32 protein-coding genes are annotated in these 23,586 nt (G+C 48.9%); 14 read left to right on the forward strand and 18 right to left on the reverse strand.

The genetic code is table 11. From position 1 onward, the window contains the following. The first annotated feature begins 6 nt into the window (after positions 1–6). The 3 genes from ldtD (at position 7) to OGY37_RS14365 (ending at position 3,160) form a co-directional block, all read left to right on the forward strand. Entirely contained in the window at positions 7–1,758 is a 1,752-nt protein-coding gene (gene ldtD / locus OGY37_RS14355) for a L,D-transpeptidase (protein ID WP_063940615.1), read from the forward strand. Positions 1,759–1,935: 177 nt separating this feature from the next. After that, positions 1,936–2,484 (forward strand): peptidoglycan L,D-endopeptidase MepK, encoded by a 549-nt coding sequence (mepK, locus tag OGY37_RS14360; protein WP_003831948.1) that lies wholly within the window; start codon positions 1,936–1,938, stop codon positions 2,482–2,484. Positions 2,485–2,512: 28 nt separating this feature from the next. Continuing rightward, a complete protein-coding gene (locus tag OGY37_RS14365; RefSeq protein WP_063940614.1) occupies positions 2,513–3,160 on the forward strand; it encodes an MBL fold metallo-hydrolase in 648 nt (215 codons plus the stop codon). Between the two features lie 53 nt (positions 3,161–3,213). Here the strand turns inward: OGY37_RS14365 and aspC are convergent, their stop codons facing one another. The 18 genes from aspC to OGY37_RS14455 all read right to left on the reverse strand — a co-directional run bounded on the left by aspC (position 3,214) and on the right by OGY37_RS14455 (position 15,804). Continuing rightward, positions 3,214–4,404: an aspartate transaminase gene (aspC, locus tag OGY37_RS14370; RefSeq protein WP_003831950.1), complete on the reverse strand. Its 1,191-nt coding sequence runs from the start codon at positions 4,402–4,404 to the stop codon at positions 3,214–3,216. A gap of 183 nt (positions 4,405–4,587) precedes the next feature. Next, positions 4,588–5,661, reverse strand: a complete 1,074-nt coding sequence (gene ompF, locus OGY37_RS14375) for a porin OmpF (RefSeq protein ID WP_148362166.1) — start codon at positions 5,659–5,661, stop codon at positions 4,588–4,590. Between the two features lie 600 nt (positions 5,662–6,261). After that, positions 6,262–7,662, reverse strand: a complete 1,401-nt coding sequence (asnS, locus tag OGY37_RS14380; RefSeq protein ID WP_020996514.1) for an asparagine--tRNA ligase — start codon at positions 7,660–7,662, stop codon at positions 6,262–6,264. A 166-nt stretch (positions 7,663–7,828) separates the two neighbouring features. Further along, positions 7,829–9,031 (reverse strand): nicotinate phosphoribosyltransferase, encoded by a 1,203-nt coding sequence (gene pncB, locus OGY37_RS14385; protein ID WP_003836860.1) that lies wholly within the window; start codon positions 9,029–9,031, stop codon positions 7,829–7,831. A 194-nt stretch (positions 9,032–9,225) separates the two neighbouring features. Beyond that, positions 9,226–10,518, reverse strand: a complete 1,293-nt coding sequence (locus tag OGY37_RS14390; RefSeq protein WP_032665345.1) for a tyrosine-type recombinase/integrase — start codon at positions 10,516–10,518, stop codon at positions 9,226–9,228. Between the two features lie 44 nt (positions 10,519–10,562). Continuing rightward, positions 10,563–10,811, reverse strand: a complete 249-nt coding sequence (locus OGY37_RS14395) for an excisionase family protein (RefSeq protein WP_015570952.1) — start codon at positions 10,809–10,811, stop codon at positions 10,563–10,565. A 7-nt stretch (positions 10,812–10,818) separates the two neighbouring features. Next, the gene (locus OGY37_RS14400) at positions 10,819–10,965 is read right to left on the reverse strand and encodes a hypothetical protein (protein WP_086523924.1); all 147 of its coding nucleotides are present in this window, start codon (positions 10,963–10,965) and stop codon (positions 10,819–10,821) included. Further along, positions 10,962–11,186, reverse strand: a complete 225-nt coding sequence (locus OGY37_RS14405) for a hypothetical protein (protein WP_032103970.1) — start codon at positions 11,184–11,186, stop codon at positions 10,962–10,964. Before OGY37_RS14405 ends, OGY37_RS14400 begins: the two co-directional genes overlap by 4 nt. Beyond that, positions 11,183–11,605: a hypothetical protein gene (locus OGY37_RS14410; RefSeq protein ID WP_177712326.1), complete on the reverse strand. Its 423-nt coding sequence runs from the start codon at positions 11,603–11,605 to the stop codon at positions 11,183–11,185. The genes OGY37_RS14405 and OGY37_RS14410 overlap by 4 nt, the downstream gene beginning before the upstream one ends. After that, a complete protein-coding gene (locus OGY37_RS14415) occupies positions 11,598–12,455 on the reverse strand; it encodes an ORF6N domain-containing protein (protein WP_177712324.1) in 858 nt (285 codons plus the stop codon). The genes OGY37_RS14410 and OGY37_RS14415 overlap by 8 nt, the downstream gene beginning before the upstream one ends. 12 nt (positions 12,456–12,467) lie before the next feature. Beyond that, entirely contained in the window at positions 12,468–12,974 is a 507-nt protein-coding gene (locus tag OGY37_RS14420) for a hypothetical protein (protein ID WP_286594218.1), read from the reverse strand. Next, positions 12,964–13,197 (reverse strand): hypothetical protein, encoded by a 234-nt coding sequence (locus OGY37_RS14425; protein ID WP_286621046.1) that lies wholly within the window; start codon positions 13,195–13,197, stop codon positions 12,964–12,966. Before OGY37_RS14425 ends, OGY37_RS14420 begins: the two co-directional genes overlap by 11 nt. Then, complete coding sequence (locus OGY37_RS14430; protein ID WP_115642640.1) at positions 13,197–13,553, reverse strand: hypothetical protein; 357 nt, start codon at positions 13,551–13,553, stop codon at positions 13,197–13,199. Before OGY37_RS14430 ends, OGY37_RS14425 begins: the two co-directional genes overlap by 1 nt. A 118-nt stretch (positions 13,554–13,671) precedes the next feature. Beyond that, on the reverse strand, positions 13,672–13,941 hold the full coding sequence (locus tag OGY37_RS14435) for a hypothetical protein (RefSeq protein WP_286621048.1): 270 nt from the start codon (positions 13,939–13,941) through the stop codon (positions 13,672–13,674). Between the two features lie 61 nt (positions 13,942–14,002). Next, on the reverse strand, positions 14,003–14,428 hold the full coding sequence (locus OGY37_RS14440; protein WP_181636713.1) for a hypothetical protein: 426 nt from the start codon (positions 14,426–14,428) through the stop codon (positions 14,003–14,005). Beyond that, positions 14,425–14,616, reverse strand: coding sequence for a hypothetical protein (locus OGY37_RS14445; protein ID WP_286621051.1), 192 nt, complete (start codon positions 14,614–14,616; stop codon positions 14,425–14,427). Before OGY37_RS14445 ends, OGY37_RS14440 begins: the two co-directional genes overlap by 4 nt. Beyond that, positions 14,613–14,816, reverse strand: coding sequence for a hypothetical protein (locus OGY37_RS14450; RefSeq protein WP_016150507.1), 204 nt, complete (start codon positions 14,814–14,816; stop codon positions 14,613–14,615). Before OGY37_RS14450 ends, OGY37_RS14445 begins: the two co-directional genes overlap by 4 nt. Positions 14,817–15,096: 280 nt before the next feature. After that, on the reverse strand, positions 15,097–15,804 hold the full coding sequence (locus tag OGY37_RS14455) for an XRE family transcriptional regulator (RefSeq protein WP_016150506.1): 708 nt from the start codon (positions 15,802–15,804) through the stop codon (positions 15,097–15,099). A 114-nt stretch (positions 15,805–15,918) separates the two neighbouring features. Here OGY37_RS14455 and OGY37_RS23415 point away from each other — a divergent pair, with 114 nt between their 5' ends. From OGY37_RS23415 to OGY37_RS14505, 11 genes are all read left to right on the forward strand, one after another. Next, positions 15,919–16,137, forward strand: coding sequence for a transcriptional regulator (locus OGY37_RS23415; protein WP_032948000.1), 219 nt, complete (start codon positions 15,919–15,921; stop codon positions 16,135–16,137). A 1-nt stretch (position 16,138) separates the two neighbouring features. Beyond that, positions 16,139–16,336, forward strand: coding sequence for a DUF4222 domain-containing protein (locus tag OGY37_RS14460; protein WP_286621053.1), 198 nt, complete (start codon positions 16,139–16,141; stop codon positions 16,334–16,336). Further along, positions 16,333–17,256, forward strand: coding sequence for a helix-turn-helix domain-containing protein (locus OGY37_RS14465; RefSeq protein WP_080100504.1), 924 nt, complete (start codon positions 16,333–16,335; stop codon positions 17,254–17,256). The genes OGY37_RS14460 and OGY37_RS14465 overlap by 4 nt, the downstream gene beginning before the upstream one ends. Before the next feature lie 106 nt (positions 17,257–17,362). Next, positions 17,363–19,234 carry a toprim domain-containing protein gene (locus OGY37_RS14470; RefSeq protein WP_071684501.1) on the forward strand — a complete coding sequence of 624 codons (1,872 nt, stop codon included), beginning with the start codon at positions 17,363–17,365 and terminating at the stop codon, positions 19,232–19,234. A gap of 2 nt (positions 19,235–19,236) precedes the next feature. Continuing rightward, the gene (locus OGY37_RS14475; protein ID WP_286621055.1) at positions 19,237–19,560 is read left to right on the forward strand and encodes a hypothetical protein; all 324 of its coding nucleotides are present in this window, start codon (positions 19,237–19,239) and stop codon (positions 19,558–19,560) included. Then, positions 19,557–20,339, forward strand: coding sequence for an antitermination protein (locus OGY37_RS14480; protein WP_286621056.1), 783 nt, complete (start codon positions 19,557–19,559; stop codon positions 20,337–20,339). Before OGY37_RS14475 ends, OGY37_RS14480 begins: the two co-directional genes overlap by 4 nt. A gap of 210 nt (positions 20,340–20,549) precedes the next feature. Continuing rightward, positions 20,550–21,470, forward strand: coding sequence for a hypothetical protein (locus tag OGY37_RS14485; protein WP_275222593.1), 921 nt, complete (start codon positions 20,550–20,552; stop codon positions 21,468–21,470). A gap of 12 nt (positions 21,471–21,482) precedes the next feature. Then, positions 21,483–22,055, forward strand: coding sequence for a hypothetical protein (locus OGY37_RS14490; RefSeq protein ID WP_048236548.1), 573 nt, complete (start codon positions 21,483–21,485; stop codon positions 22,053–22,055). Between the two features lie 157 nt (positions 22,056–22,212). Next, on the forward strand, positions 22,213–22,545 hold the full coding sequence (locus OGY37_RS14495; protein ID WP_094542926.1) for a phage holin, lambda family: 333 nt from the start codon (positions 22,213–22,215) through the stop codon (positions 22,543–22,545). Further along, the gene (locus OGY37_RS14500; protein ID WP_048240885.1) at positions 22,529–23,017 is read left to right on the forward strand and encodes a TIGR02594 family protein; all 489 of its coding nucleotides are present in this window, start codon (positions 22,529–22,531) and stop codon (positions 23,015–23,017) included. Before OGY37_RS14495 ends, OGY37_RS14500 begins: the two co-directional genes overlap by 17 nt. Next, positions 23,014–23,577, forward strand: coding sequence for a hypothetical protein (locus tag OGY37_RS14505; protein ID WP_228553192.1), 564 nt, complete (start codon positions 23,014–23,016; stop codon positions 23,575–23,577). The genes OGY37_RS14500 and OGY37_RS14505 overlap by 4 nt, the downstream gene beginning before the upstream one ends. The last annotated feature ends 9 nt before the right edge of the window (positions 23,578–23,586 follow it).

The following is a 23,586-nucleotide window of genomic DNA, read 5'->3' on the forward strand; positions in this document are numbered from 1 at the left end:
CAAGGGATGTTGCTTAATAAAATGTGTGGTCGTCGGCTGTCGGCAATCAGTTTGTGCCTGGCCGTAACATTCGCTCCACTGTTCAATGCGCAGGCCGATGAGCCTGAAATGATCCCTGGCGATAGCTCTGCGACCGTCAGTGAACAGCCAACAGCGTTATCGCAGCCGCAGGTTCAATCTTCTGCGACGGCTATCATGGCGGGTATTCAACCGCTGCCAGAAGGCGTGTCTGTCGATAAAGCCCGCGCCGAAATACACTCTCAACTGCCAGCAGGTTATACGCCGGTTTACATGAGCCAGTTGGAACTGCTGTATGCCGCACGCGAAATGAAGCCGATGTGGGAAAATCGTGATGCGGTAAAGGCATTTCAGCAACAGTTAGCCGAGATCGCAATTGCCGGCTTTCAGCCGCAGTTCACTACCTGGGTTGCACTTCTGACTGACCCGGCAGTAACCGGTCAGGCGAGAGACATCGTGCTCTCTGATGCGATGATGGGGTATTTGCACTTTATCGCTAACATCCCTGTCAAAGGTAATCGCTGGCTTTACAGCGATAAGCCCTATGCGCTAACGACGCCGCCGATTTCCGTCATCAACCAGTGGCAGGTCGCACTGGATAACGGTCAACTGACTTCATTTGTGGCCAGCCTTTCGCCTCAACATCCGCAGTATGCAGCCATGCATGAATCACTGCTCAAGCTGGTGGGCGATTCACGTCCCTGGCCGCAACTCACCAGTACAGCAACGCTGCGTCCGGGGGAGTGGAGTAATGACATCCCCGCGCTGCGTGAAATTTTGCGTCGAACCGGGATGCTGGAGCCTGCCGTCAGTACGTCTGGCAAAGAAGGGCGTGGTACCTACGATCGTGAATTGGTTGATGCGGTAAAGCGTTTTCAGACGTGGCAGGGACTTGGCGCAGATGGCGCGATTGGCCCAGCCACACGTGACTGGCTGAACGTGACGCCTGCTCAGCGTGCGGGCGTGCTAGCGTTAAATATTCAGCGCTTGCGCCTGCTGCCGAGTGAGTTGTCTACCGGTATCATGGTGAACATTCCTGCCTATTCGCTGGTTTATTATCAGAATGGCAATCAGGTGCTGGCCTCGCGAGTTATTGTCGGGCGTCCCGATCGTAAAACGCCGATGATGAGCAGTGCGCTGAATAACGTGGTCGTTAACCCACCGTGGAACGTTCCGCCGACGCTGGCACGTAAAGATATTCTGCCTAAGTTATGGAATGATCCGGGATATCTTGAACGTCACGGCTATACCGTAATGCGCGGCTGGAACAGTAAAGAGACGATAGATCCGTGGCAGGTTGACTGGGCGACCATCACAGCGTCCAATCTGCCATTCCGCTTTCAGCAGGCTCCGGGTGCACGTAACTCGCTCGGACGCTATAAATTCAATATGCCGAGTTCGGACGCTATTTATCTGCACGATACGCCGAACCATAATCTGTTCCAGAAAGATACGCGGGCGTTAAGCTCCGGATGCGTGCGTGTGAACAAGGCATCTGAGCTGGCGAATATGCTGCTACAGGATGCGGGTTGGAATGATTCACGCATCTCGGATGCCCTGAAGCAAGGGGATACGCGGTATGTGAATATTCGTCAGAATATTCCGGTCAACCTCTACTATCTGACCGCATTTGTCGGCCCTGATGGGCGCACGCAGTATCGTACAGATATTTACAATTACGATCTGACAGCGCGATCCAGCGCACAAATTGTGTCAAAAGCCGAGCAATTAATCAGATAAATGAAGCAGTTCGAGGAAAATGATTGTCGTAAGTTATGCTGGAAACGGGGCAAAATGGCTGTGAGCCCCGTATTCCCTGGGGTTGGGAGCCTTGACGTGGACTACTTAGCCAGATAAGGTTTCCCGCGTGCGCTAGAGCATACATACGATAACATTGACCTTGTAGACCTTAATACCATGGACAAATTTGACGCTAATCGCCGCAAACTGCTGGCGCTTGGTGGTATTGCCCTCGGCGCTGCCATCTTGCCTACGCCTGCGTTTGCAACACTCTCTACCCCACGTCCGCGTATATTGACTCTGAATAACCTGCATACCGGTGAGTCAATAAAAGCAGAGTTTTTTGATGGCAGGGGCTATATTCAGGACGAATTAGCAAAACTTAACCACTTTTTCCGTGATTTTCGGGCCAATAAAGTGAAATCCATTGACCCGGGACTGTTTGATCAACTCTTCCGTCTGCAGGGCCTGCTGGGCACGCGTAAACCCGTACAGCTGATTTCAGGCTATCGCTCTATCGATACCAATAATGAACTCCGTGCACGTAGCCGCGGTGTGGCCAAGAAAAGCTACCACACTAAAGGTCAGGCCATGGATTTCCATATTGAAGGCATCGCATTAAGTAATATTCGCAAAGCTGCGTTATCTATGCGCGCAGGTGGTGTAGGATACTACCCCAGCAGTAACTTTGTGCATATTGACACCGGCCCTGCACGGCACTGGTGATCCATAAGCTTAATGAAACAGGAGCTGTATGAACTATCGTATTATTCCGGTCACTGCATTCGCCCAGAACTGCTCGCTAATCTGGTGTGAGCAGACTCGTCTGGCCGCGCTGGTCGATCCCGGCGGCGATGCCGAGAAAATCAAACAGGAAGTGGATGCCAGCGGTCTGACGCTAATGCAGATCCTGCTTACTCACGGTCATCTTGACCATGTTGGAGCGGCGGCTGAACTGGCACAACATTATGGTGTACCGGTTATTGGTCCGGATAAAGAAGATGAGTTCTGGTTACAGGGACTCCCTGCTCAGAGCCGCATGTTTGGCCTGGGAGATTGTGAGCCGCTGACGCCCGATCGCTGGTTGAATGAAGGTGACCGGATAAGCGTTGGCAACGTGACGTTACAGGTTCTGCATTGTCCGGGTCATACACCGGGACATGTGGTCTTCTTTGATGAGCAATCAAAGTTACTGATTTCTGGTGACGTGATTTTCAAAGGTGGCGTAGGGCGCAGCGATTTCCCGCGCGGTGATCACAGCCAACTAATCGATTCGATTAAACGTAAACTATTGCCGTTAGGCGATGACGTAACGTTTATTCCGGGTCACGGCCCACTCTCTACGCTGGGTAATGAACGCTTACATAACCCGTTCCTGCAAGATGAAATGCCTGTCTGGTAATTCGTTTAATAAATAAAAAGGCCGCTATTGCGGCCTTTTTTGTGCGCGATAGATTACAGTACTGCGACAATCGCTTCGCACAGTGGCGCCATGTTGTCTGGCGTCATTCCTGCCACGTTTACGCGTCCGGAAGCGACAGCGTAGACACCAAACTCTTCACGCAGACGCAGAACCTGCTCTTTGGTCAGGCCGCTAAACGAGAACATGCCGTTCTGTTTGATGATAAAGCTGAAATCGCGGTTTGCACCTTTCTCTTGCAACGTATTCACAAACAGTAAACGCATGCGCTGAATGCGCTGGCGCATATCAGTCAGTTCCTGTTCCCAGATGGCACGCAGCGCGTCGTTGCTCAGAATCGTGGCCACTACGGATGCACCGTGTGCTGGTGGGTTGGAATAGTTAGCGCGAATGGCTGATTTCATCTGGCTGAACGCACGGTCAACGGTTTCAGCATCCGCAGCAACCAGCGTACAGGCGCCTACACGCTCATTGTACAGTCCAAAGTTCTTGGAGTAGGAGCTGGCAACGATCAGCTCTTTGTGCAGAGCCGCAAATGCGCGCAGACCTTCTGCATCTTCTTCCAGGCCACGGGCAAAGCCCTGGTATGCGAAGTCAAACAGCGGTAACCAACCTTTTTCGACAGACATCTGAGCCAGCGTTTGCCACTGTTCCAGCGTAGGATCGATACCGGTAGGGTTATGGCAGCAACCGTGGAATAGCACCACGTCGCCAGCCTGCGCTTCACTGAGGCTTGCCAGCAGCGCATCAAAATCTAACGAGTGGTTTGCTGCATCGTAATAGTTGTATTCACAAACTTCCAGGCCTGCAGAGTTAAAGACGCTCTTATGGTTCGGCCAGCTTGGATTGCTCACCCATACGCGTTTAGCCGACGTATTTTTTGCCAGGAAATCAGCTGCCACACGCAGTGCACCAGTGCCGCCAGGGGTTTGTGCGGTACGTGCACGCTTATCGTTGATCAGCGAACTTTCTTTACCAAACAGTAATTCCTGAGTGCAGCGACCAAACTCTGGAATACCGTCAATGCCAAGGTAATTTTTGGTGGTTTCATTTTCCAGTATATATTGCTCGGCTTTTTTAACGCTGGTCAGTACCGGCGTTTTGCCTGTCTCATCTTTATATACACCGATCCCCAGGTTTATTTTTCCAGGGCGGTCATCGGCACGAAACAAATCAGCCAGACCCAAAATGGGGTCGGCAGGAGCGGCAGTAATGTTCTCAAACATGACGAGGTTCCATAGTGATTACAGAAGGGAAGTCCGCTATCAGGTTAACGGTAGATTTACAAAATGCCAACCGTTACTGACGAAAAGCTGAGGTGTTTTTTTAAGACGCAAGAATCCGCTAGCAGATATAAAAAAACAGGACCGAAGTCCTGTTTTTTAGGCATTTAACAAAGAGGTCTGCTATTAGAACTGGTAAACGATACCCACTGCAACGGTGTCGTCAGAGCCTACGCCCAGTTTGTTGTCAGAATCGATCTGGTTGATGATGTAATCAACATAGGTGGACATGTTTTTGTTGAAGTAGTAAGTCGCACCCACTTCGAAGTAGTTCACCAGATCTACGTCGCCGATTCCTTCGATGTCCTTACCTTTAGATTTGGTATAGGCGAGGGACGGACGCAGGCCGAAGTCGAACTGGTACTGAGCAACCAACAGTACGTCTTCAGTTTTGTTAGCGTAACCGTTAGAGATACGGGTTGCGTTACGGGTTTCGCTGTAGTTCGCCGCCAGGTAGATGTTGTTCGCATCGTATTTCACACCAGCAGCCCACTGCTCAGCTTTTGCACCGCGACCGTAGGTCAGCGTTTCTTGCGCGTTGGTACGGTCAGCTGCGCCGTAAGCACCCACGATACCGAAGCCATCCATTTCGTAGCTTACTGAGCCGCCAACACCATCACCGTTAGAGCGACGCGCGTCATCACGCTCATTTTTGCCCAGGTACTGAACGGCGAAGTTCAGGCCTTCAACCATGCCGAAGAAGTTAGAGTTACGGTAGGTTGCGAGACCGCCGTTACGCTGGGAGAAGAACTGGTCAGAAGCAGCGGTATCACCACCGAATTCTGGCAGCATATCGGTGTAACCCAGTGCATCGTATACGACGCCGTAGTTACGACCGTAGTCGAAGGAGCCCGCGTCGCCGAATTTCAGGCCGGCAAATGCCAGACGAGTTTTGTTACCGTTCTGAGCGTCACTACCGCCTTCGGAGTTATTGCCGCTGAACTGGTATTCCCACTGGCCGTAACCGGTCAGTTGGTCGTTAATCTGAGTTTCCCCTTTGAAACCAAGACGGGCATATGTCTGATCGCCGTTAGCAGCGTAGGCGTTATCACCGTTGTGCTTGGAAAAATAATGCAGACCAACGGCTTTACCGTATACGTCTACTTTGTTGCCATCTTTGTTATAAACTTCTGCAGCGTTAGCTGCCCCGGCTACCAGCAGAGCAGGGATAACCACTGCCAGAATATTGCGCTTCATCATTATTTATTACCCTCATCGGTTTTTATATGACACCTGCCACTGCCGCCAATAAATTCCGTCAATCAAAATTTACGGAACTATTGATGAGAGTTTGGTGTCTTTATGTGTCTGACAGGCATCTTTCCATTCAAACTACCGTTTCGCTACCGTCAAAGTGCTACAAATATAAAGATTTAGTTTCAAAAAGAAAAAATGTGTAACAAAATGTTATTTTTGTGCAACTTTGTGAACAGCGTCAAACTTCGGATGCTCCTGCGCTTAAAATTCTCGTTTTTATTTCTATTTATATGATTTTCTTATGTTTAATTTTGCTAAGGTCATTTTTTCTCCGTTATGCCGGAAAGTTCGTATTTTACAGGTAGCGATTTTTGGACGTCTGGAGTGCTGTGCGAGAGGCTGAAAAATGTACTATTTAATCAGAAAATGCTAATCCACAATAAAATTACTGATTATTTTTTGTGCAAATGTATTGCGATGAAATATTACGTAACAGGTGGGGGAGATTGAAAGGTTGTGTTTAACGTGAGATGGGTATCCAGATAACACGAAAAGGGTATAAAAAAGGCCAGCAATGCTGGCCTTCAAAACAATAACGCACGTTTAGAAGGTGGCGTTACGTGGAGTACGCGGGAACGGAATAACATCACGGACGTTCTGTACGCCGGTGACGTAAGCGATCAGACGCTCGAAGCCCAATCCGAAGCCGGAATGCGGAACGGTACCGTAGCGACGCAGGTCGCGATACCACCAGTAATCCTCTTTGTTCAGACCCATTTCCAGCATACGGGCATCCAGCACGTCCAGGCGCTCTTCACGCTGAGAACCACCGATGATTTCACCGATTCCCGGGGCCAGTACGTCCATTGCAGCAACGGTTTTACCGTCTTCGTTAAGGCGCATATAAAACGCTTTGATATCTTTCGGGTAGTTTTTCACTACCACCGGCGCTTTAAAGTGCTCTTCAGCAAGGTAACGTTCATGCTCAGAAGACAGATCCACACCCCAGTAAACTGGGTTTTCGAACTGTTTACCGCATTTTTCCAGAATGCTTACCGCGTCGGTGTAATCCACCTGCGCGAAGTCAGCGTCAATGAAACGTTCCAGGCGTGAAATCGCGTCCTTGTCGACACGTTCAGCGAAGAATTTCATATCATCCGCACGCTCTGCGAGTACGGCTTTAAACGCGTACTTCAGCATCGCTTCAGCCAGGCCTGCAACATCGTTCAGGTCAGCAAAAGCCACTTCTGGTTCCAGCATCCAGAACTCTGCCAGGTGACGACTGGTGTTAGAGTTTTCTGCACGGAACGTCGGGCCAAAAGTATAAATTTTAGACAGGGCGCAGGCGTAGGTTTCACCGTTCAGCTGACCGGAAACGGTCAGGAAGGCCTCTTTACCAAAGAAGTCTTTGTCGAAATCGACTTTACCCTGATCGTTACGCGGCAGGTTTTCCAGATCCAGCGTAGAAACACGGAACATTTCACCGGCACCTTCCGTATCGGAAGCGGTGATCAACGGAGTCGATACCCAAAAGAAACCCTGCTCGTGGAAGAAACGATGCAGAGCCTGCGCCAGCGTATGACGTACACGCGCTACCGCACCAATCATGTTGGTACGCGGACGCATGTGCGCCACTTCACGCAGATACTCAATGCTGTGACGCTTAGCTGCCATTGGGTAAGTGTCAGGATCTTCAACCCAGCCCGTTACTTCAACCTCAGTGGCCTGAATTTCAAAGCTCTGTCCTTGTCCAGGAGACGCAACGACTTTACCCGTTACGATAACTGAACAACCCGTCGTCAGGCGCAGTACGTCCTGATTGTAATTGGGCAGAGAATTATTGATGACGGCCTGTACAGGATCAAAGCAGGAACCGTCATAAACGGCGAGGAAGGAGATGCCAGCTTTTGAATCTCGGCGGGTACGCACCCATCCGCGCACGGTGACTTCGCTGTCAACGGCTACGCGGCCCTGGAGTACGTCGGCTACAGGCACAACGCTCATAATATTCTCTCTGTTAATAGTCGGATATATAAACACATGTCCACCCGTAATGGGGGGATACCTATGTTACCTGGCATCTGCAATCAGACAAGCAGAATTCGTAGCTGGAGTGAAAGATTTCGGAAATAAACGCGAAAAAGGGAGCCAAAATGGCTCCCTGGAAGGCTTAACTGGCTTTTTTGATATGCGGGAGATCGAAGGCTTTGCGCAGTGCACGAACAAATGCTTTATCGTGGCAGATGGTTTTACCCGGGCTGTCAGATAACTTCGCCACCGGTTTGCCGTTACATTCCACCAGCTTGATCACAATATTGAGTGGCTTAACCTGCGGAATGTCGCATGTTAGCCGTGTCCCAATACCAAAACTCAACTGTACGCGGGAAGAGAAGTGGCGGTAGAGTTCAATCGCTTTTTTCAGATCGAGATTATCTGAGAAGACCAGCGTTTTGCTCAGCGGATCAATCCCCAGTTTTTCATAATGGGCGATGGCTTTTTCACCCCATTCCACCGGATCGCCTGAGTCATGGCGTAGACCCTGATAGCGGGTAGCAAACTCAACGCCAAAGTCGCGTAAAAATGCGTCCATGGTGATGCAATCGGTTAATGCAATGCCGAGTTGATCAGGGTATTCATTTAACCAGGCTGCCAGGGCTACGCGCTGGCTGGTGGCAAGTTCTGGACTGATTTGCTGATGAGCCTGGAACCACTCATGCGCCTGCGTACCCATTGGGGTTAATGACAGGCGGCGGGCCAGATCGTAGTTACTGGTGCCAACAAACCAGGGCTCTTGCTGCAGGCGTTTAACGATAGCCTGCTGTACTTCGCGCGAAAAACGACGACGCGTACCGAAATCCATCAAATGGAAGCGGGACATATCGACATCTTTCGTTAAAGCAGAGAATTCTACTAGTTTGCTTTCCAGCTCATCGAGTGCCTGCGGGACGCCTGATTCAGGTGAACGGTAACGGTGTACCAGTTCGCTAATCACCGCTAACAGCGGGACTTCCCACATGATCACTTCACGCCACGGACCGGTTAAGCGGATGTTTAGCTTGCCGTTATCATTGGTGACGCAAACCTGTTCCGGGTTATAGCGGAAATCACGTAACCAGGTAAGGTAATCAGCTTTAAAGAAAGGCAGGCCGGAGAGCCACTGGTACTCATCCTCCTGCAGTCGCAGGTGCTGCATAGCATTCACCTGCTCACGAATAGAATCGGCATAAATACCGAGCAGGTCATCGCCACGGCAACGAAATTCAGCCGCTACTTGTACATCGTAGTAGTGGTGAAAAACGGCTTGCTGCATATGCAACTTATAAGCGTCTGTATCCAGCAGCGAGTGCAGAACAGGAGAAGCGAATTGTGTCATAGGTGCGCAGTAGCATCCTCTCACGGGAGCGTTTAGTACAATAAACAACTAAGAAAACCGCTGGAGTATACCCTGTTTAGCGATTTATTGAACCCCGATCACACCATAAGCTCTCTTTCTGGTCGAGGGCAATTCGTGCCACGTGTTATGAAAATGTAGCGATACGACTGCTAACCACTTGAATTTCAGGTTTTCTACTGCGCTATTACCATGCTTTGGGGCAGTGATGGGGCAAAGCGTGAAAGCGTCTGGTTGAGCAGAGAAACCTGATCGGCGCTCTTCTCTGACATCCACTTTCCATACACCTTGTAAACCATCTGTGCATCGGTATGCCCCATCTGAGTTGCTATAAAGTTTGGGTTAGCACCAGCTGATAATGACCAGCACGCATAGGTATGTCGTGACTGATACGCGTTGCGGTAACGAATACCGGCTCGCTTGATTATCGGGGCCCAAATTTTATTAATCGAATTAACCGCGTAGTGATATCCTGTGCGAGGTCCACGTTTGACGCATTGAGGGCTGAACACGAAAGTGCAGGGTTGAATGACAGATTGTCCGTACTCCCGCAGCTTCACTTCAACCTCAAACTGCCGGCCAAGGCGTGTCAACTGGGCCTGATTCCTCAGGGCATCAATAGCTGGTTGTATGAGATAAATCACCCTGTCAGTGCCCGCCTCGGTTTTTGGCAGGGTGAACTCATACGTTTGGGTCAGGTTACGCTTAACCGTAATGGTGCCCGCAGTGAGATCGATATCTTCCCATGCAAGACCACATAATTCCCCATGCCTCATTCCGGTATAGACGGCAACAGTCCAGAGGTTTCGCATCTGCTGGTGTCCGCATGCCTGAATGAACCTGATGAACTCGTCTGTCGTGAGTGGATCTGGTTCGTCTTTTGCCTTCCTGAGACGGTTAATTCCGCTAAACGGGTTTTCCTTTGCGTAGCCGTTATCAGCTGCAAACTGGAAGATCTCGGCCATCAGCATCATGTAATTATTCACCGTGGACGATTTCCGGCCTTTTACCTGTGTCCGGTGATCCTTCTTCATTACATGGAAACCCGTCAGCAACTCCTTTCTGACATACAGCAAATCTTCAGTGGTCACCGCAGAAACCATTTTATTTTCGCCGATGCGCGGAAGCATATTTTTTATGATGGACTCGTACCTACTCATGGTATTAGAGCTGATCTCCATTCTCTTCAGCTCCGACCATCTTTCGGTAAGCTCCAGCACAGTAACTTCCTTTCTATCCTGACCGAACCGGGCAAGGTTCGGTGAGTTTGGGAATTTTTCTGCATAGTTAAAATTCCCCATTCTTATCGCAAAACAAACCGAAGAACGCAGCTCACCAGCTATCTTGCGATTTTTTGCAGTGTCAGGGACACCGAGGTTTTCCCTGACACGTTTACCTTTATATAGAAACCAGATGCGGAGCGAACCGCCATGGTTTTCGACGCCTGTCGGGTATGATGCATTAGCCATTGATCCCTCCTGACGTCCAGGAGCGTGGACGAGTGTACTGCTTTTCATGCTGTCTTCGCACCTGGTTGATTTTTTTTCTGCGCCTCGATCCACTGATCAACGGCTTTCCTGTTGTACATGCATTCGCTCGAAGGCTTGGGATTGCCATCTGGTGAAATGTGCAGGTACTCGCGGCCGAGCATCCAGGATTCTTTTCTGGCGCGGGTGATGGTTCCGGGCTTGAGCCCGGTAACCGCAATCAGAACCTTTTCGCTAACCCAGTCATTCGGTACCAGAAGAACAACGTTGCTCATAATCACCTCACACTACATCCAGGCCACGGCAGTGGCACCACACTTCAAACATCCGCTTAACCACTTCCCGGCAATAAAGCCCCTGAATATCCCGTGTCAGGTCGTAACGATTTCCGTATCGCATACGAACCCATATTTCAAACGCTGTATTCATCGTGCCGCCTCCCTGATTGCAGTTCTGTAAGCGCGTAATGCATCACGGCTTTTACCTGAAATAACCGTTTTCAGGATGAAAGTTCCGTGCCGTGAACTCACTACGGCTGGCACCAGAAACAGAGTGTTTTCAACTACCCTGTTATGCTTCCGGTACTCGAATACGGTGCTGGAGATAACGATATTTGCTACAGCGCCATAGTCCTGGTATTGGATTTTCATGAAATTGAATCTCCCGCAGTTTCTTTTGTGTAGTTTTCCCATCCCCCATAACTGTTCACCATTTCCCCAAGTCTTGAGAAACAGGCATTCATCCATCGGATTCCCCTTGGGGTTAGTGTTGGTACAGTCCCCCAGTCGATGAAGTCCGAATTACTGCGGTGCATATATTTAATGAGGTCCAGAATGTTGATGTAATGGGCCCGGCGTTTTTCCATATCCCAGCCTTTGTCTTCCAAATACGAATCGATGAATCCATGCAATGCTGGCTGATTAAGAGAAATATCACCGTACTGGTGGCGATAAACCGGTCGGCGATGCAGGCTGACCAGATAAAACAGATATGCGTCGCAAACCCATGTCAGAGCCTGCTGGTGGGCTATCTGTAATGATCCCGCGGGATACCAGAATTGCTTATTCATTTCCCCGGCCCTCCGGCGTATAAATCGCTTTATCGTGACTGTACTCGCCATTCCAGGTCTTTTTCATTGGCAACTCACCTTTCATGTACAGTTGGTACAGGCGGTGACAGCCATTTTCCAGAAGCACGGGCGTAAACCGGGTAAATTCGTCTGATCCGTGCGGGGTGATTTGCGTTTCATCTTCGGTCAGGTATTTGTCGCGGGCATAGGATGCCACCCGCCACTTTGGGTTTTTCTCCGGATCCCGCTGGGCGTTGTAGAGCCAGTTGCGCTCATAGGCCCACCAAGACATTTTGCTGACGTTGACACCGTTCAGACCCTTACAGAAGGCAGGGATCGTCATGCCTTTGGTGAAGTGCTTCTCCAGGCTTTCTACGGTGGCGCTGAGGGTTTTATTTTCCAGTGCAGCAGCTTCGGCGCGTTCTTCGGCCTCAATCACCATCAGCGCCAGCTCTTTACGGCTGACCGGCAGGGCAATTGCGTCACGCTGTGTGAAGTAAAATTCCACCAGGTCTTCGTGGTATCCCCATGCCTGATCAGTTTCCAACATCTTCGCGTGGTTTGCTGCGCCGCGTTCGGTCCAAAGACGCAGGTTACGGGCTCGCTTACCAACTGCATTACTTAAAGATACCCAGTTCTTCATTTTGCGAAGCTCTTCACCATGGACGTCAAAGTAATGCTTACCCTCAGTGAATCGGCCTTGGTTGCGGTGATAGTTGACCGTGATATTGTTCACGTCTGTACCATACCCGTCGGCCAGTTGCTCCGTGGTTACGACGCGCTGTCCGCGATACTCGATAATCTGTAAGTCACGAGCCGATACCGGCGCTAATTCAGTTTTCGTTACCATCTTCGCTACTCCTTAATGCAAAACTGGTTTCACTGACAGATTTTCGCCAGCACATAACCGCGCTGCGAGATCCACAAATATGTCGTCTAAAAAACCTGCAAACCACGAATGACCGTCTTCTTTCAGGCGCTGATCGTTGGCGTAGTAGAACTGGAATACAGACAGATATCTTTCCTGTGGTTTTTGCTCGATCAGTGCGCCTTCAACGTGTTCAACCAGCAGGTTTTCGATAAGCTCCCGCGTTAAGCCGAAAACAAACTCACCGGTTTTAAACTGATACTCACCGTCACGGAGGCCCCAGCGTTTTTCACATTCAATCAGGTAGGTAAGGGCGACAGTTCCGCGCATGGAGTGACAAACGGTTTCAGCCCATTCATGCTGCTCTTCAGTTGTCAGCCTACCTTTGCCGTAACGATTTTCATCGAGCATCCACGCGGGGATGTGCGTACCGGACTGCTCCTGTATTTCTTTCAGTCTGGCAACTAGCTGCTTTACGTTGTCATTTTTGCTAACAGTCATTCGATATCTCCTCAATGCGCAGCCCAACTTCGCGGGCCATTTCGATAAAAGTGTCCAGTGAGCAAATGTGCTCGTCATCGAGCAGTCGGCGGTCGCATGTGACACGACCTTTTTCGATGTAAAGAACAACGCGCCCGGTGAAATCCGGAAGCACATGCAGATCGACGTTGAGGACTGGGGGGGGGATCTGCATTCCGTGCATAATTGTTTGTTGTGAGGCCATCAGTTAATTCCTCCACATACGTATTTCTCTTTCGCGTGTTTAATTAACTCCACAAAAATCTCGTCAACAATCATCTTTCCGGTTTCGGTCAGATATTCGGTGTGTCCATTGATATCGACGCTTTTCATATACGTCTGGCGAAGAAATGTTTCCGCTTCTGTGTTGAATTCAGTCCGAGCCTGTTTTTCGAAGCGCAGCAAAAGTTTCAGCATTGATTCTTCGTTAATCTCGATAACCTGAATATTGTCATCGGGCATATTTACGGAGAGACAATAACCTCCTGTCTTGCGCTTCATTCGGTTTAATGTCGCAATAGCAATGCGGCGGCGATAAATTTCAATGGTGTTGTTTTTCATTGTCACTACCGCCCGTAAGCCTTGCGCAGAAAAAGGTTTGCAATATGCAGATAACTATTTCCATAAGAGGCGAAAAGTTTTGCTGTCTTGTGTGCTGCTTTATCTTTCAGAAACGTCATTATTGCCCCCCCTTTGAGGTGTTCTCCATCGTCATTTTTGTCATGAAGCAAAGCTCATTAAGTAATGAGGTGAATCTTCCCGCTACCTTCACATCAGTGCGTGTGATTGCTGGCATAAGCAACTGGGTAAATTCAGCACGGAGTTCATGTGCATATTTATTGGCACACTCTGCTGTTTTGTGGGCTTTGTTTATGTAAAGAATGTCGTCATCCTGATTGGCTGGATGGGCTTTGTTATTCACGACTTCATTTCTGACGATAATATTCATTTGCATTTCCTCAGGGTGAGTGATGTCCCACCGATTAAGGCGTTGATTATTTATTTGTTAATTACGAGTTTATTTTTTCAGCTTTCTTGCTGATTACTTCTTGTAGCTCGTCGAGCTTTTCAAAAACGATAGTCAGAGTTCCTATTGCAGATAATTCCTGCGGAATGCAGTCCATCGCATTACAAACCGCCATTTTGCAGTTTCCGGCTTCTGTAGCCCAGTTGTTAAGCACGCCAGATGTTAATCTCTTACTTGCCTCTGCGGATGAATTATTGGCGCAAGCGTTCCGGGTAATGCTTTCCGTGGGCAGCATAGTGACGTATTCATTAACACCGTCCAGCGTTTTCTGCATCGAACGAATCAGGCATGCAATTGCGTTATCGGCTTCTGGCTGAAGCTCGTAGTTACGATAAATAACCTCAAGTAACGAGGTGTTTTCCACAATATCAGCTGCGACACTTTCGAGTATTTCGATGGGAGTTTTCATTTTCTATTCTCCATTGCGTAATCATGAGCAGCCTCAGCGTATTGCTTTGCTAAGTAAAAAATATAATCACCAAGATCCGATTTTTCTTCTATATCGATAACCGAAATAATTAATCCAGTTTCAATCATCGCGGCTATCTGACGAAAAGCGGTTTCCGGCTCTAGAGTGAGCCCTTTGAAGGTTTTCATTGGCGTTTCTCAGATTCGTTCTGGTGGGCCTCATTTGCATAATTACAAACAAATGCAAGGAGGGTGTCGCTGATTTCACGATACTTGTCATCGTTAGTTGCAGATAACAAACTAGCAGCTTCAATGATTAAGGACATATTCTTGAAAGCATCGCGTGGGCGAGTGGATAGCCCCTTAAATGTTTTTATCGCTTCTGTCATTTCCTATCACCTCTACGTTAACTTGATGGGTGAATGATAGAACTTGCTATTACTTATTGCAATAGGTATTGCTATATGTATTGCTATTATTTTTTATGTGATTGATATCAAAAATAAAAAACAGGTATTGGCATTTGTTGAATTGCGGATAGCGTCCAACGTTGTGAAATTATGGGGAGCTGAATAGGTAGCGAGTGAGGTAAATAAAAACCCGGCACGGCGGCCGGGTTGGACTCTATTCACTTTCTGTTGCTGGGAGTGTCATTGTCTTTTCCCTGGTTTAACCATGCTTTCTGTACGTCTGTGGCATGCTGCCGATCACCTTTCCGAATATGAATATTTTGTTCATCTCTTCTTTCTCGATTGGGTCCCATGGTCGATAGGTATGGTTGTCAGAGATAACCAAGAGCTTGTCTTTCATCTTCTGCAAACGCTTAACGTGCGACGTATCGTCGTATATGAATGCGTAAATACCGTCGCCGTCAAAGTGTTGAACGCTGATATCGACGAAAAGCAGATCACCAGGCTCAATTGTTCCGGACATGCTATCGCCGCGAACGTTGATGATGCGTATCTGTTCCTGTTTTCGTCCGTTAAACATTTGACGTGCATCTTCAACTGAGTATTCCACGGAGCGCAACACCTCCACGAATTCGCTGTTAATTATTCCTGGGCCTGCACTAACCGTGAGGTCTAGTACGTCAACTCTGAAGATGTTTGGGTCTGTTTTGTTGGTAATTTCGGAGGTTGCTCGTTTGGCATCAACTCTCATTGGACCAGTCCCGTTTGACAACCACTCCGAGCGAACACCTAAAGCATTCGCTATTTCAACGATTTTTGTTGTTCCTCTGGCATTGCCAGATGTTATGCGCCATATGGTTGGCTGAGCCATATCTGCTGCTTTGGCTAATTGCCCTTGGCTCATGCCCATCTCATTCATTGCGTAATTAAGTCTGTCAGCCAGTGTCTTAAGTTTACTCTCTTGCATTTTTATAGCCTCCGCTATTGCATTCTAGTCTCGCATGATAAACAAGTCTATTGCTCATTCCAATAGCAATTGCTATTATCAATCGATAGCAATCATATGGAGTGGGTAAAGAAAATGAAATCAGCAATTGAGAGAGCTATTGACGCTGCTGGCGGGGTTAATGCTTTAGCCCGCGCGATAGGTGTTAAGCAGCCATCCGTTTCTCGCTGGAGGAAGGTTGGTGTTGTTGGGGTGGATCATGTGCCTGATGTTTCAGCTTTGACTGGAATCCCAGCGTATGAGTTAAGGCCGGATAAACCTAAATTATTCCCACATCCCTCCTCAGAGGTGTGACATGTCACACGCGAAAACATCACAAGATCCGATTAAGTCACTCGATATCGATTATCGCGATCCGCGAGGTGTTGTTGTGCATGTCACCGGATGGAACCGGGAAAAGCAGCAGGTTTATTTCACTCGGCCCGGATACCCGCATGAGTGCATGCAACCGGTCTGGAAGTTTCAACAGTATTTCAAGAGGTTAACATCATGAGCAGCAAACTACAGGGCTATGTCTGGGATGCCTGCGCTGTTTCTGGTGTCAAGGGGACGCGGCTAATGGTTATGGTACGCCTGGCTGATTATTCCAGTGATGATGGGAAAAGCTATCCTGGCATAAAAACCATTGCCCGCCAACTTGGCGCGGGGGAGAGCACCATACGAACAGCCATTGCTGAACTTGAATCAGAGAAATGGCTTCGACGTGAGAATCGCCGGAATGGTAACCGCAATACATCAAATATGTACTTTCTGAATGTCGAAAAACTTGAAGAAATTGCACTTCGGGAGAGATCTGCTCTTCGTCTGGAACGACGCAAAAACAACCATTTTGACCCGTCAGATTCTGACGTATCGGATTCTGACAAGTCAGATTTTGACGCGTCAGAAATGAGTGACTCAAGTGCACTTGACCCGTCAGATTCTGGCAAAAACAACCATTTTGACCCGTCAGATTCTGGGGGACATGATCCACAAGGTTTAAAACATGATCCACAAGTAAAAGATCATGAACCACAAGAAGTGCGCGCAAAGCGCCAGAAAAAATCTTCTTTCGACCCTGCATGGCTAAAACCTGAAAACGTCAGCGCTGAAATCTGGCTGGACTGGATTAAATTTCGCCGGGAGAAGCGTCAACCGCTGACGGAAACAACCTGCGCATACCAGGCTAAGCAGCTTGCAGGCCATCAGAATGCCGATGAAGTGATCCGACGCTCAATTGCTGGAGGCTGGCAGGGATTGTTCCCGGATCGTGTGCCCAACAAGCCCGCAATGTCACTAGCTGAAAACGAAACGCTGACCGCAAGTCAACCGCCAGCTGGGTCATGGTGCACACCATCTGGAGATGGAACAGCGGAGGTATTTATCAACCAGGCCGCTATCGAGCGCATGAAGCGCGGTGGGTATCGCCAATGAAACCATTCCTCAAGAGCGTGCTGATTGCAGGTTATAACCACGGCGTTCTGAGCGAGGAATTCGTGACATGGTGTTTTGTTAAATTTGATTTACGGAGTGAGTGAGCATGACGCCCGCCGAACTTTCAGAAAAATTATGGGACAACGCCGAAAGGGTTGCAAAGTACCTGCTGCCAAAAGGTCATCTGGAAGGCAAAGAGTGGTGTGTTGGTAATACCAACGGTGACGCCGGAAAGAGCCTCAAAATTAACATTGGTGGCAAAAAAACGTGGGCAGACTTCGCCAGCGGTGATAGTGGTGATCTTCTGGATTTGTGGGTACTGGTGCGCAACTGCCAGTTGCATGATGCGATGCGTGAGGCAAAAGAATTTCTCGGCCTGAAAGACGACGATCACCATTTCGAGGCAAAGAAAAAAACATTCTCCAGGCCGACGAAGAAGGGCGTCAAAAAAGCGAGCAATTGTTACGACTACCTGGCTACGCGAGGAATCACCCGCGAGACGGCGGATCTGTTCCGTGTGTCTGATGCGGTGGTCTGGTATCACGAAGAAAATCGAGAAGTACCCGCCGTGGCATTCCCGTACATCCGGAATGGCGAACTGCTGCAAGTAAAACGCATAGGTACTGAAAGACCAAACGGCAAAAAGATAATTATGGCTGAGGCGGATTGCGAGCCATGTCTCTTTGGTTGGCAGGCCCTGGACAAATCCACGCGTCTGGTTGTTCTGTGCGAAGGCGAGATTGACTGTATGACTTTCACGCAGCTTGGTTACGACGCGCTTTCTGTTCCCTTTGGCGGCGGCAAGGGTGCCAAACAGCAGTGGATTGAATATGAGTACCACAATCTGGATCGCTTTCAGGAGATCTGGCTTTGCCTGGATAACGACGATGTCGGCCGTGAAGCTGCAAAGGAAATTGCCAGACGACTTGGCGAGCATCGCTGCCGCCTAGTTGAACTCCCGCACAAGGATATCAACGATTGCCTGATGAGCGGCATGGACAGTGAGTCCATCCTAGAGCATATGGAACGCGCTAAATTTTTCGATCCAGATGAACTGTGCTCGGCAGGTGATTTACTTCAGGAAACCATTGAAGCGTTTGAGCATCGCGATGTTGGCTTGTTCACCAGCCCATGGACCTCGCTGAATTACAATTTCAAATTTCGCGCCGGAGAACTGACGCTGGTAAATGGCGTGAATGGTCACGGCAAGACCGAACTGGTTGGCCATATCGCAGTTGCTGCTATGAATCAGGGGATTCGGACGTGCATCGCCTCTCTGGAACTGAAGCCAGGGAAAATGTTGGCCCGCCTGACGCGGCAGACTATCTGTACCGCATCACCGAAACGCGAAGAAATCGTTATGACGAACGAATGGTTCTCCGATCGTCTGTGGGTGTTCAAACTCACCGGCACCGCGAAAGCTGGCCGTCTGCTGGAAATCTTCGCCTATGCCCGGCGTCGGTATGGAATCGATCTGTTCGTTATCGACAACCTGGCGAAATGCGGGCTCGATGAGGAGGACTACGGCGGACAGAAAGAATTTATCGACACCCTGTGTGACTTCAAAAACGAACATAACTGTCACGTCCTTCTGGTGACGCACGCCCGCAAAACAAACGAAGCGGCACCGACCGGGAAAATGGACGTCAAAGGCACCGGCGCATTAACCGATATGCCTGATAACGTTATGTCCGTCTGGCGCAACATTCCCCGCGAACTGGCACAACGTAAGGCTGAAAAAATGGGATACGAAAGCCTGGATAAGGATGAGCAGGCAGCGCTCCAGATGCCAGCTTCAATGATTCGCCTGCTCAAACAACGCGAAGGTGAGGGGTGGGTTGGTGATATTGGCGCAAATTTTGATACCCGTTCACACCAGTTTCTGGAAGGAGAAAAACAACCATTTAACTATCTGGTCGGTAAGCCTCAGAGCGAGGTGGATCTTGAATGGGAAGCAGGCAACGTTACGAGGTACTGAGCATGACAAACGAAATTTTAAAAGAAGCCATTGAAAACTATCAGCACCTGAAATCGCAGGTTCGCCAGCAGGAAGAAGAAGACGATGGCATTGAGTATTTCGGTGGGGTTGATACGGATTTATTTGAACGGTTCATGTTTGCCAAAAGTCAGCTTCAGGAGCTGATTAACCCCGATGATTATTTTGCGATGAAGGATAAGGTGTCGCACCTTAACAGCGAGATCGGGGCGCTGATACTAGAAAATATCATTCTTAAAAATGAGGTAGCTAGGTTAGGCGGCGATCCTGATTTTTTGGGCAATGTGGACGTTGAGGGGAAAGCATGAAACTGGAAGCGGCACTTAAACATTTCAGTCCTCAGGGAATGCACATCAGCGACGACGTGAAAGGAACTTCGCCGGATCGTCTCACCGGTACAGATGTAATGGCTGCTATTGGTACCACCAGCAGCCGTGCGCGGTTCGGCCTGGCAGCGTTCTTCGGTAAAGCGGGAATCAGCAAAACGGATGAACAGCTCGCAGTTCAGGCGCTGGCGCGTTATGCGATGAAATCAGCACAAAAGAATGTCAGAAAGGCCGCAGGGGGTGAGCTTGGATGGTGTATGCAGGTGCTGGCGCAGTTTGCCTTTGCAGAGTATTCCCGTTCGGCGGTGACCAGCGTGATGTGTCACACCTGCAACGGTAGTGGTCTTATTTCTCAGTATGAGGACGTGGTTAAGTACCCTGGATTATTCAATCATGATGGTGATGAAATTGTCGCCACTGACATTAAACGCGAACTTGTGAAACGGCTCTGTATTGTTTGCGATGGAAAAGGCGAAATAAAAGCACGCTGCCGTTGCGGTGGAAAGGGCGAGGTACTCGACCGCAAAGCCACTAGCGAGCGAGGCGCACCGGTGTTTAAAACCTGTGAGCGATGCTCTGGTAATGGATTTTCTGCTATCTCCTCGGCGACGGTACACCGTGCCATTCTGAAGCGTCTCCCTGACCTCCATCAATCCTCATGGTCACGCAACTGGAAACCCTTCTATGAAATGCTGGTGGATACACTGCGGCAGGGGGAGCGTCACGCAGCTGTAGAATTCGAGAAGGCAACAACTTATTAATATGATCGGAGCAAATAGCGACATTTTTTTGCACGTTAATGTTGACTTTGCATAAAACTGTCCTGTATGCTTCTGATTATGGAGTATAACGCCTGTAGATAATTAACCTCGAAAAGCCCGCCACGTTGCGGGTTTTTTATTTGTGATCACTTTATTTTTTTCGCTGCTAAGTTACTGTATGTTCGTGAACAAAATTTAAGTGGTGGCATTGTGCTTTCTAACAACGAGCGTTGGGTTTCTTTTTTTGATTTTGCTTTGAGTCCTACACATCCAGCAGCGCCAAGCATTCCGATCGCTGATATTCTTACAAAGCTTAACCTGCTGGTGAATGCAGGCAATGCTGTTAAGCTTTACAACAATGGTTCTAGAGCGGTCAGAATTTCAGAAATGAAATATGCAGTCGGGGGGCCACAAGCCACGTTGCTTATTCAACTGAGCGATAAGAACGGCTCGGATCCCGTTTTTGGTGAGCTTACTACAGGAAATCTACGGGTAGAGCCTAAGCTTGCAGGGGAAGGTATCGCAGTTTCTTGTCATATTGTGATTTCTACTGAAGTTGTACCGCACACAGCAGATCATTACAAAACACTCGTTGAATCTGTTCCGGGAATAAGCAAGTCGGTTCTCGAGCCTTTTTTGAACGCAATGCTGCGAGAAGCATTCGTAGGGTGTGAGTTTAAAAATCCAGCAACAAAGGCCATGTGTCAACATAGACCAAAACTTGATATCTTCTCCCATGGTTCTCAGACGCTTATGGATGCCCTAAAAGGTGCAAAACTTCATAACGTTAAGCTTGTGAGCACAAGAAGAAAAGGTGGATTGGACCAAACGGCGTACACTGAGCTTTCAGAAAGGTCCGTAAGGTATAAAATCATTAGACAGCCGCCATTGAAAGATAAAGAAAGGTTGTTAGAGATTTTAAGAAAGAAAGGGCAGCAGTCTGGATATACCAAGGTTTCAATTAGTTACTCAAAAGATGGCAAGCAAGCCAGTTTGGATCTTGACCGTAACGAAGATGCTGCCACAAAACTGTTCACTAAAAGTGAGAGGGTAATATTAGGTAACCTCATCAACCAATGTGAAAGCACAGTACATCTGCAGCTTGAAACGAAAATGATAGGGTTGCTCTAACGGGAGTTTCATATGAAACTTTTTTCGCCGCTGAGTTATCTCCGCATCAAGCATGAGGAAAAGGACTGGTATGATTACAAAATACCAGCTGCAGTGTCTCTTATCGTCACTATTGTTTATTATTTCCATGCTAGCAAAATCTCTTTAATCGAGACTAATGGACTCCTGCTTCAGGTTAATGGATTACTTCAAGTCTTGATTGGTTTTTATATCGCAGCACTGGCTGCGGTTTCTACTTTTTCTAGCTCTTCGATCGACGAAGTAATGGCGGGCGTACCTCCGACTCTAGTAGAGAAATTCCGAGGGCAAAAGCTTACTGTCGAACTGACGCGCAGGCGCTTTGTTTGTTACCTTTTTGGTTATCTAGCTCTTGTGAGCTTTATGTTATTTTGCTTGGGGATGATTTCTATTCTGATTGGGAAGCCTTTCCATTTGTGGCTGCTCACATTCTGGTCTCCTGATGCAATCTTGTGGCTTAAAACGGTGTTTGTTGGCGTTTATATATTCATCTTAATGAATATCATAACAACTACTTTGCTGGGACTTTACTTCCTTGCAGTTCGGTTCCACCAATCATCGCTGTAAAAAAATCTAAATATTTTGAGGCTGCCTTCGGGCGGCCTTTTTTATTTCAGGCTCACGGGAATCATCCGCTACGTGCTTTGTTGATAAATCCAGCCCGTGAAGCCTGCTCCCTTACTACAAACAGCACCCGCTAACTATGCGAGGTGAGGCTATGAAAATGAATGACAAGAACCCTGAATTCTGGGCTGCGGTTTTGACCGGACTCAAAAATGCGTGGCCCCAGATTCTGGGGGCGTCAATGGCCGGACTCATTGCCTATGGTCGTCTGATATATGACGGTGCAACACGAAAAAATAAATGGCTTGAGGGCGTCCTTTGTGGCGCCCTTTCTTTATGCATCACCAGCGCGCTTGATGTGGTTGGCCTTCCGGTATCGATATCACCGTTCGTCGGTGGTGTGATTGGATTCGTTGGCGTAGACAAGCTGCGCGAAATCGCTATCAGCGCACTTAAAAAACGGGCAGGAGTGAACGATGACAATCAGCAATGAACCGCGCTGGCTGGTGGAAGCCCGTAAATACATGGGGCAGATGGAAATTAAAGGCCCGCGACACAATCCGTTAATCCTCCAGTTCTGGAAGGACATTAAACGAGGTGGAATTAAAGATGATGAAACGCCCTGGTGTGCCGCTTACGTCGGGTCGATGCTTGAGCGCGTCGGAATCAAATCCACCCGTTTCGAGTCTGCAAAATCCTATCTCAACTGGGGCGTCGAACTTCGCGAGCCAGCCTATGGATGTGTGGTGGTATTCAGTCGCGACGGCGGCGGCCATGTCGGATTTGTGGTCGGGCAGCACCAGAATGGTGACCTGATGGTCCTCGGTGGTAATCAGTCCGACGCTATCAATATTCGTGCATTCTCACGTTCCCGCGTGACGGGTTATCGTTGGCCGGTTAACGAGCCGAGGGATAGCCGCATGTTACCGTTGATGAATGGCACCAGTTCGGTGAAAGAATCATGATTGAAGCTCTACTGGCATCACTGAAAACGTCATGGCGCTGGTGGCTGGTAATTATCGCGGTGGTTATTGTCGTTGGCGCTGTCGCTATTCTCGGTGTTCTGCTGGCAAACAGCCAGGCTGACCTGAGCACAGCGCAAAGCGATAAGCGAGTTCTGGAGCATGATAACGCGCTACAGGGACGGGTTATCGCGGTGCAGGCTTTCAACTTCAACCGCTTCAATCAGGTGGCTGAGAATGCCAGCCGCCTTAATTCGTTGATCGATGCAGGTACCGAAAAGACTGTCATCGAATACCGGGAGATTCTTCGACGTGAAAAAACTTGTGACCTGCCTGTTCCTGCTGATGTCGCTGGTGGGTTGCTCGACTACGCGAACCGTTTACGTACCGGGGCAATGCACACCGATTCCGGGAGCGCTGACGCAGCCAGTGATAACGCCACTACCGCCAGCACCCTGACATATTGCCAGGCTGTTCTATGGATTAAGCCGTTGCTGGCTGCTATTGAAAAAGCGAATAACCAACTGGCAGGAATACGCCGGATCGAACAGGAACGGCAATAGCATTACAGC

It is taken from the genome of Citrobacter sp. Cpo030 (assembly GCF_030333005.1).
GTDB classification, from domain to species: Bacteria; Pseudomonadota; Gammaproteobacteria; order Enterobacterales; family Enterobacteriaceae; genus Citrobacter; species Citrobacter portucalensis.

Excerpts from the sequence above, each read along its gene's own strand:
- ldtD (WP_063940615.1), top strand. The coding sequence starts at position 7 with ATGTTGCTTAATAAAATGTGTGGTCGTCGGCTGTCGGCAATCAGTTTG.
- mepK (WP_003831948.1), top strand. The coding sequence starts at position 1,936 with ATGGACAAATTTGACGCTAATCGCCGCAAACTGCTGGCGCTTGGTGGT.
- OGY37_RS14365 (WP_063940614.1), top strand. The coding sequence starts at position 2,513 with ATGAACTATCGTATTATTCCGGTCACTGCATTCGCCCAGAACTGCTCG.
- aspC (WP_003831950.1), bottom strand. The coding sequence starts at position 4,404 with ATGTTTGAGAACATTACTGCCGCTCCTGCCGACCCCATTTTGGGTCTG.
- ompF (WP_148362166.1), bottom strand. The coding sequence starts at position 5,661 with ATGATGAAGCGCAATATTCTGGCAGTGGTTATCCCTGCTCTGCTGGTA.
- asnS (WP_020996514.1), bottom strand. The coding sequence starts at position 7,662 with ATGAGCGTTGTGCCTGTAGCCGACGTACTCCAGGGCCGCGTAGCCGTT.
- pncB (WP_003836860.1), bottom strand. The coding sequence starts at position 9,031 with ATGACACAATTCGCTTCTCCTGTTCTGCACTCGCTGCTGGATACAGAC.
- OGY37_RS14390 (WP_032665345.1), bottom strand. The coding sequence starts at position 10,518 with ATGGCTAATGCATCATACCCGACAGGCGTCGAAAACCATGGCGGTTCG.
- OGY37_RS14395 (WP_015570952.1), bottom strand. The coding sequence starts at position 10,811 with ATGAGCAACGTTGTTCTTCTGGTACCGAATGACTGGGTTAGCGAAAAG.
- OGY37_RS14400 (WP_086523924.1), bottom strand. The coding sequence starts at position 10,965 with ATGAATACAGCGTTTGAAATATGGGTTCGTATGCGATACGGAAATCGT.
- OGY37_RS14405 (WP_032103970.1), bottom strand. The coding sequence starts at position 11,186 with ATGAAAATCCAATACCAGGACTATGGCGCTGTAGCAAATATCGTTATC.
- OGY37_RS14410 (WP_177712326.1), bottom strand. The coding sequence starts at position 11,605 with ATGAATAAGCAATTCTGGTATCCCGCGGGATCATTACAGATAGCCCAC.
- OGY37_RS14415 (WP_177712324.1), bottom strand. The coding sequence starts at position 12,455 with ATGGTAACGAAAACTGAATTAGCGCCGGTATCGGCTCGTGACTTACAG.
- OGY37_RS14420 (WP_286594218.1), bottom strand. The coding sequence starts at position 12,974 with ATGACTGTTAGCAAAAATGACAACGTAAAGCAGCTAGTTGCCAGACTG.
- OGY37_RS14425 (WP_286621046.1), bottom strand. The coding sequence starts at position 13,197 with ATGGCCTCACAACAAACAATTATGCACGGAATGCAGATCCCCCCCCCA.
- OGY37_RS14430 (WP_115642640.1), bottom strand. The coding sequence starts at position 13,553 with ATGAAAAACAACACCATTGAAATTTATCGCCGCCGCATTGCTATTGCG.
- OGY37_RS14435 (WP_286621048.1), bottom strand. The coding sequence starts at position 13,941 with ATGAATATTATCGTCAGAAATGAAGTCGTGAATAACAAAGCCCATCCA.
- OGY37_RS14440 (WP_181636713.1), bottom strand. The coding sequence starts at position 14,428 with ATGAAAACTCCCATCGAAATACTCGAAAGTGTCGCAGCTGATATTGTG.
- OGY37_RS14445 (WP_286621051.1), bottom strand. The coding sequence starts at position 14,616 with ATGAAAACCTTCAAAGGGCTCACTCTAGAGCCGGAAACCGCTTTTCGT.
- OGY37_RS14450 (WP_016150507.1), bottom strand. The coding sequence starts at position 14,816 with ATGACAGAAGCGATAAAAACATTTAAGGGGCTATCCACTCGCCCACGC.
- OGY37_RS14455 (WP_016150506.1), bottom strand. The coding sequence starts at position 15,804 with ATGCAAGAGAGTAAACTTAAGACACTGGCTGACAGACTTAATTACGCA.
- OGY37_RS23415 (WP_032948000.1), top strand. The coding sequence starts at position 15,919 with ATGAAATCAGCAATTGAGAGAGCTATTGACGCTGCTGGCGGGGTTAAT.
- OGY37_RS14460 (WP_286621053.1), top strand. The coding sequence starts at position 16,139 with ATGTCACACGCGAAAACATCACAAGATCCGATTAAGTCACTCGATATC.
- OGY37_RS14465 (WP_080100504.1), top strand. The coding sequence starts at position 16,333 with ATGAGCAGCAAACTACAGGGCTATGTCTGGGATGCCTGCGCTGTTTCT.
- OGY37_RS14470 (WP_071684501.1), top strand. The coding sequence starts at position 17,363 with ATGACGCCCGCCGAACTTTCAGAAAAATTATGGGACAACGCCGAAAGG.
- OGY37_RS14475 (WP_286621055.1), top strand. The coding sequence starts at position 19,237 with ATGACAAACGAAATTTTAAAAGAAGCCATTGAAAACTATCAGCACCTG.
- OGY37_RS14480 (WP_286621056.1), top strand. The coding sequence starts at position 19,557 with ATGAAACTGGAAGCGGCACTTAAACATTTCAGTCCTCAGGGAATGCAC.
- OGY37_RS14490 (WP_048236548.1), top strand. The coding sequence starts at position 21,483 with ATGAAACTTTTTTCGCCGCTGAGTTATCTCCGCATCAAGCATGAGGAA.
- OGY37_RS14495 (WP_094542926.1), top strand. The coding sequence starts at position 22,213 with ATGAATGACAAGAACCCTGAATTCTGGGCTGCGGTTTTGACCGGACTC.
- OGY37_RS14500 (WP_048240885.1), top strand. The coding sequence starts at position 22,529 with ATGACAATCAGCAATGAACCGCGCTGGCTGGTGGAAGCCCGTAAATAC.
- OGY37_RS14505 (WP_228553192.1), top strand. The coding sequence starts at position 23,014 with ATGATTGAAGCTCTACTGGCATCACTGAAAACGTCATGGCGCTGGTGG.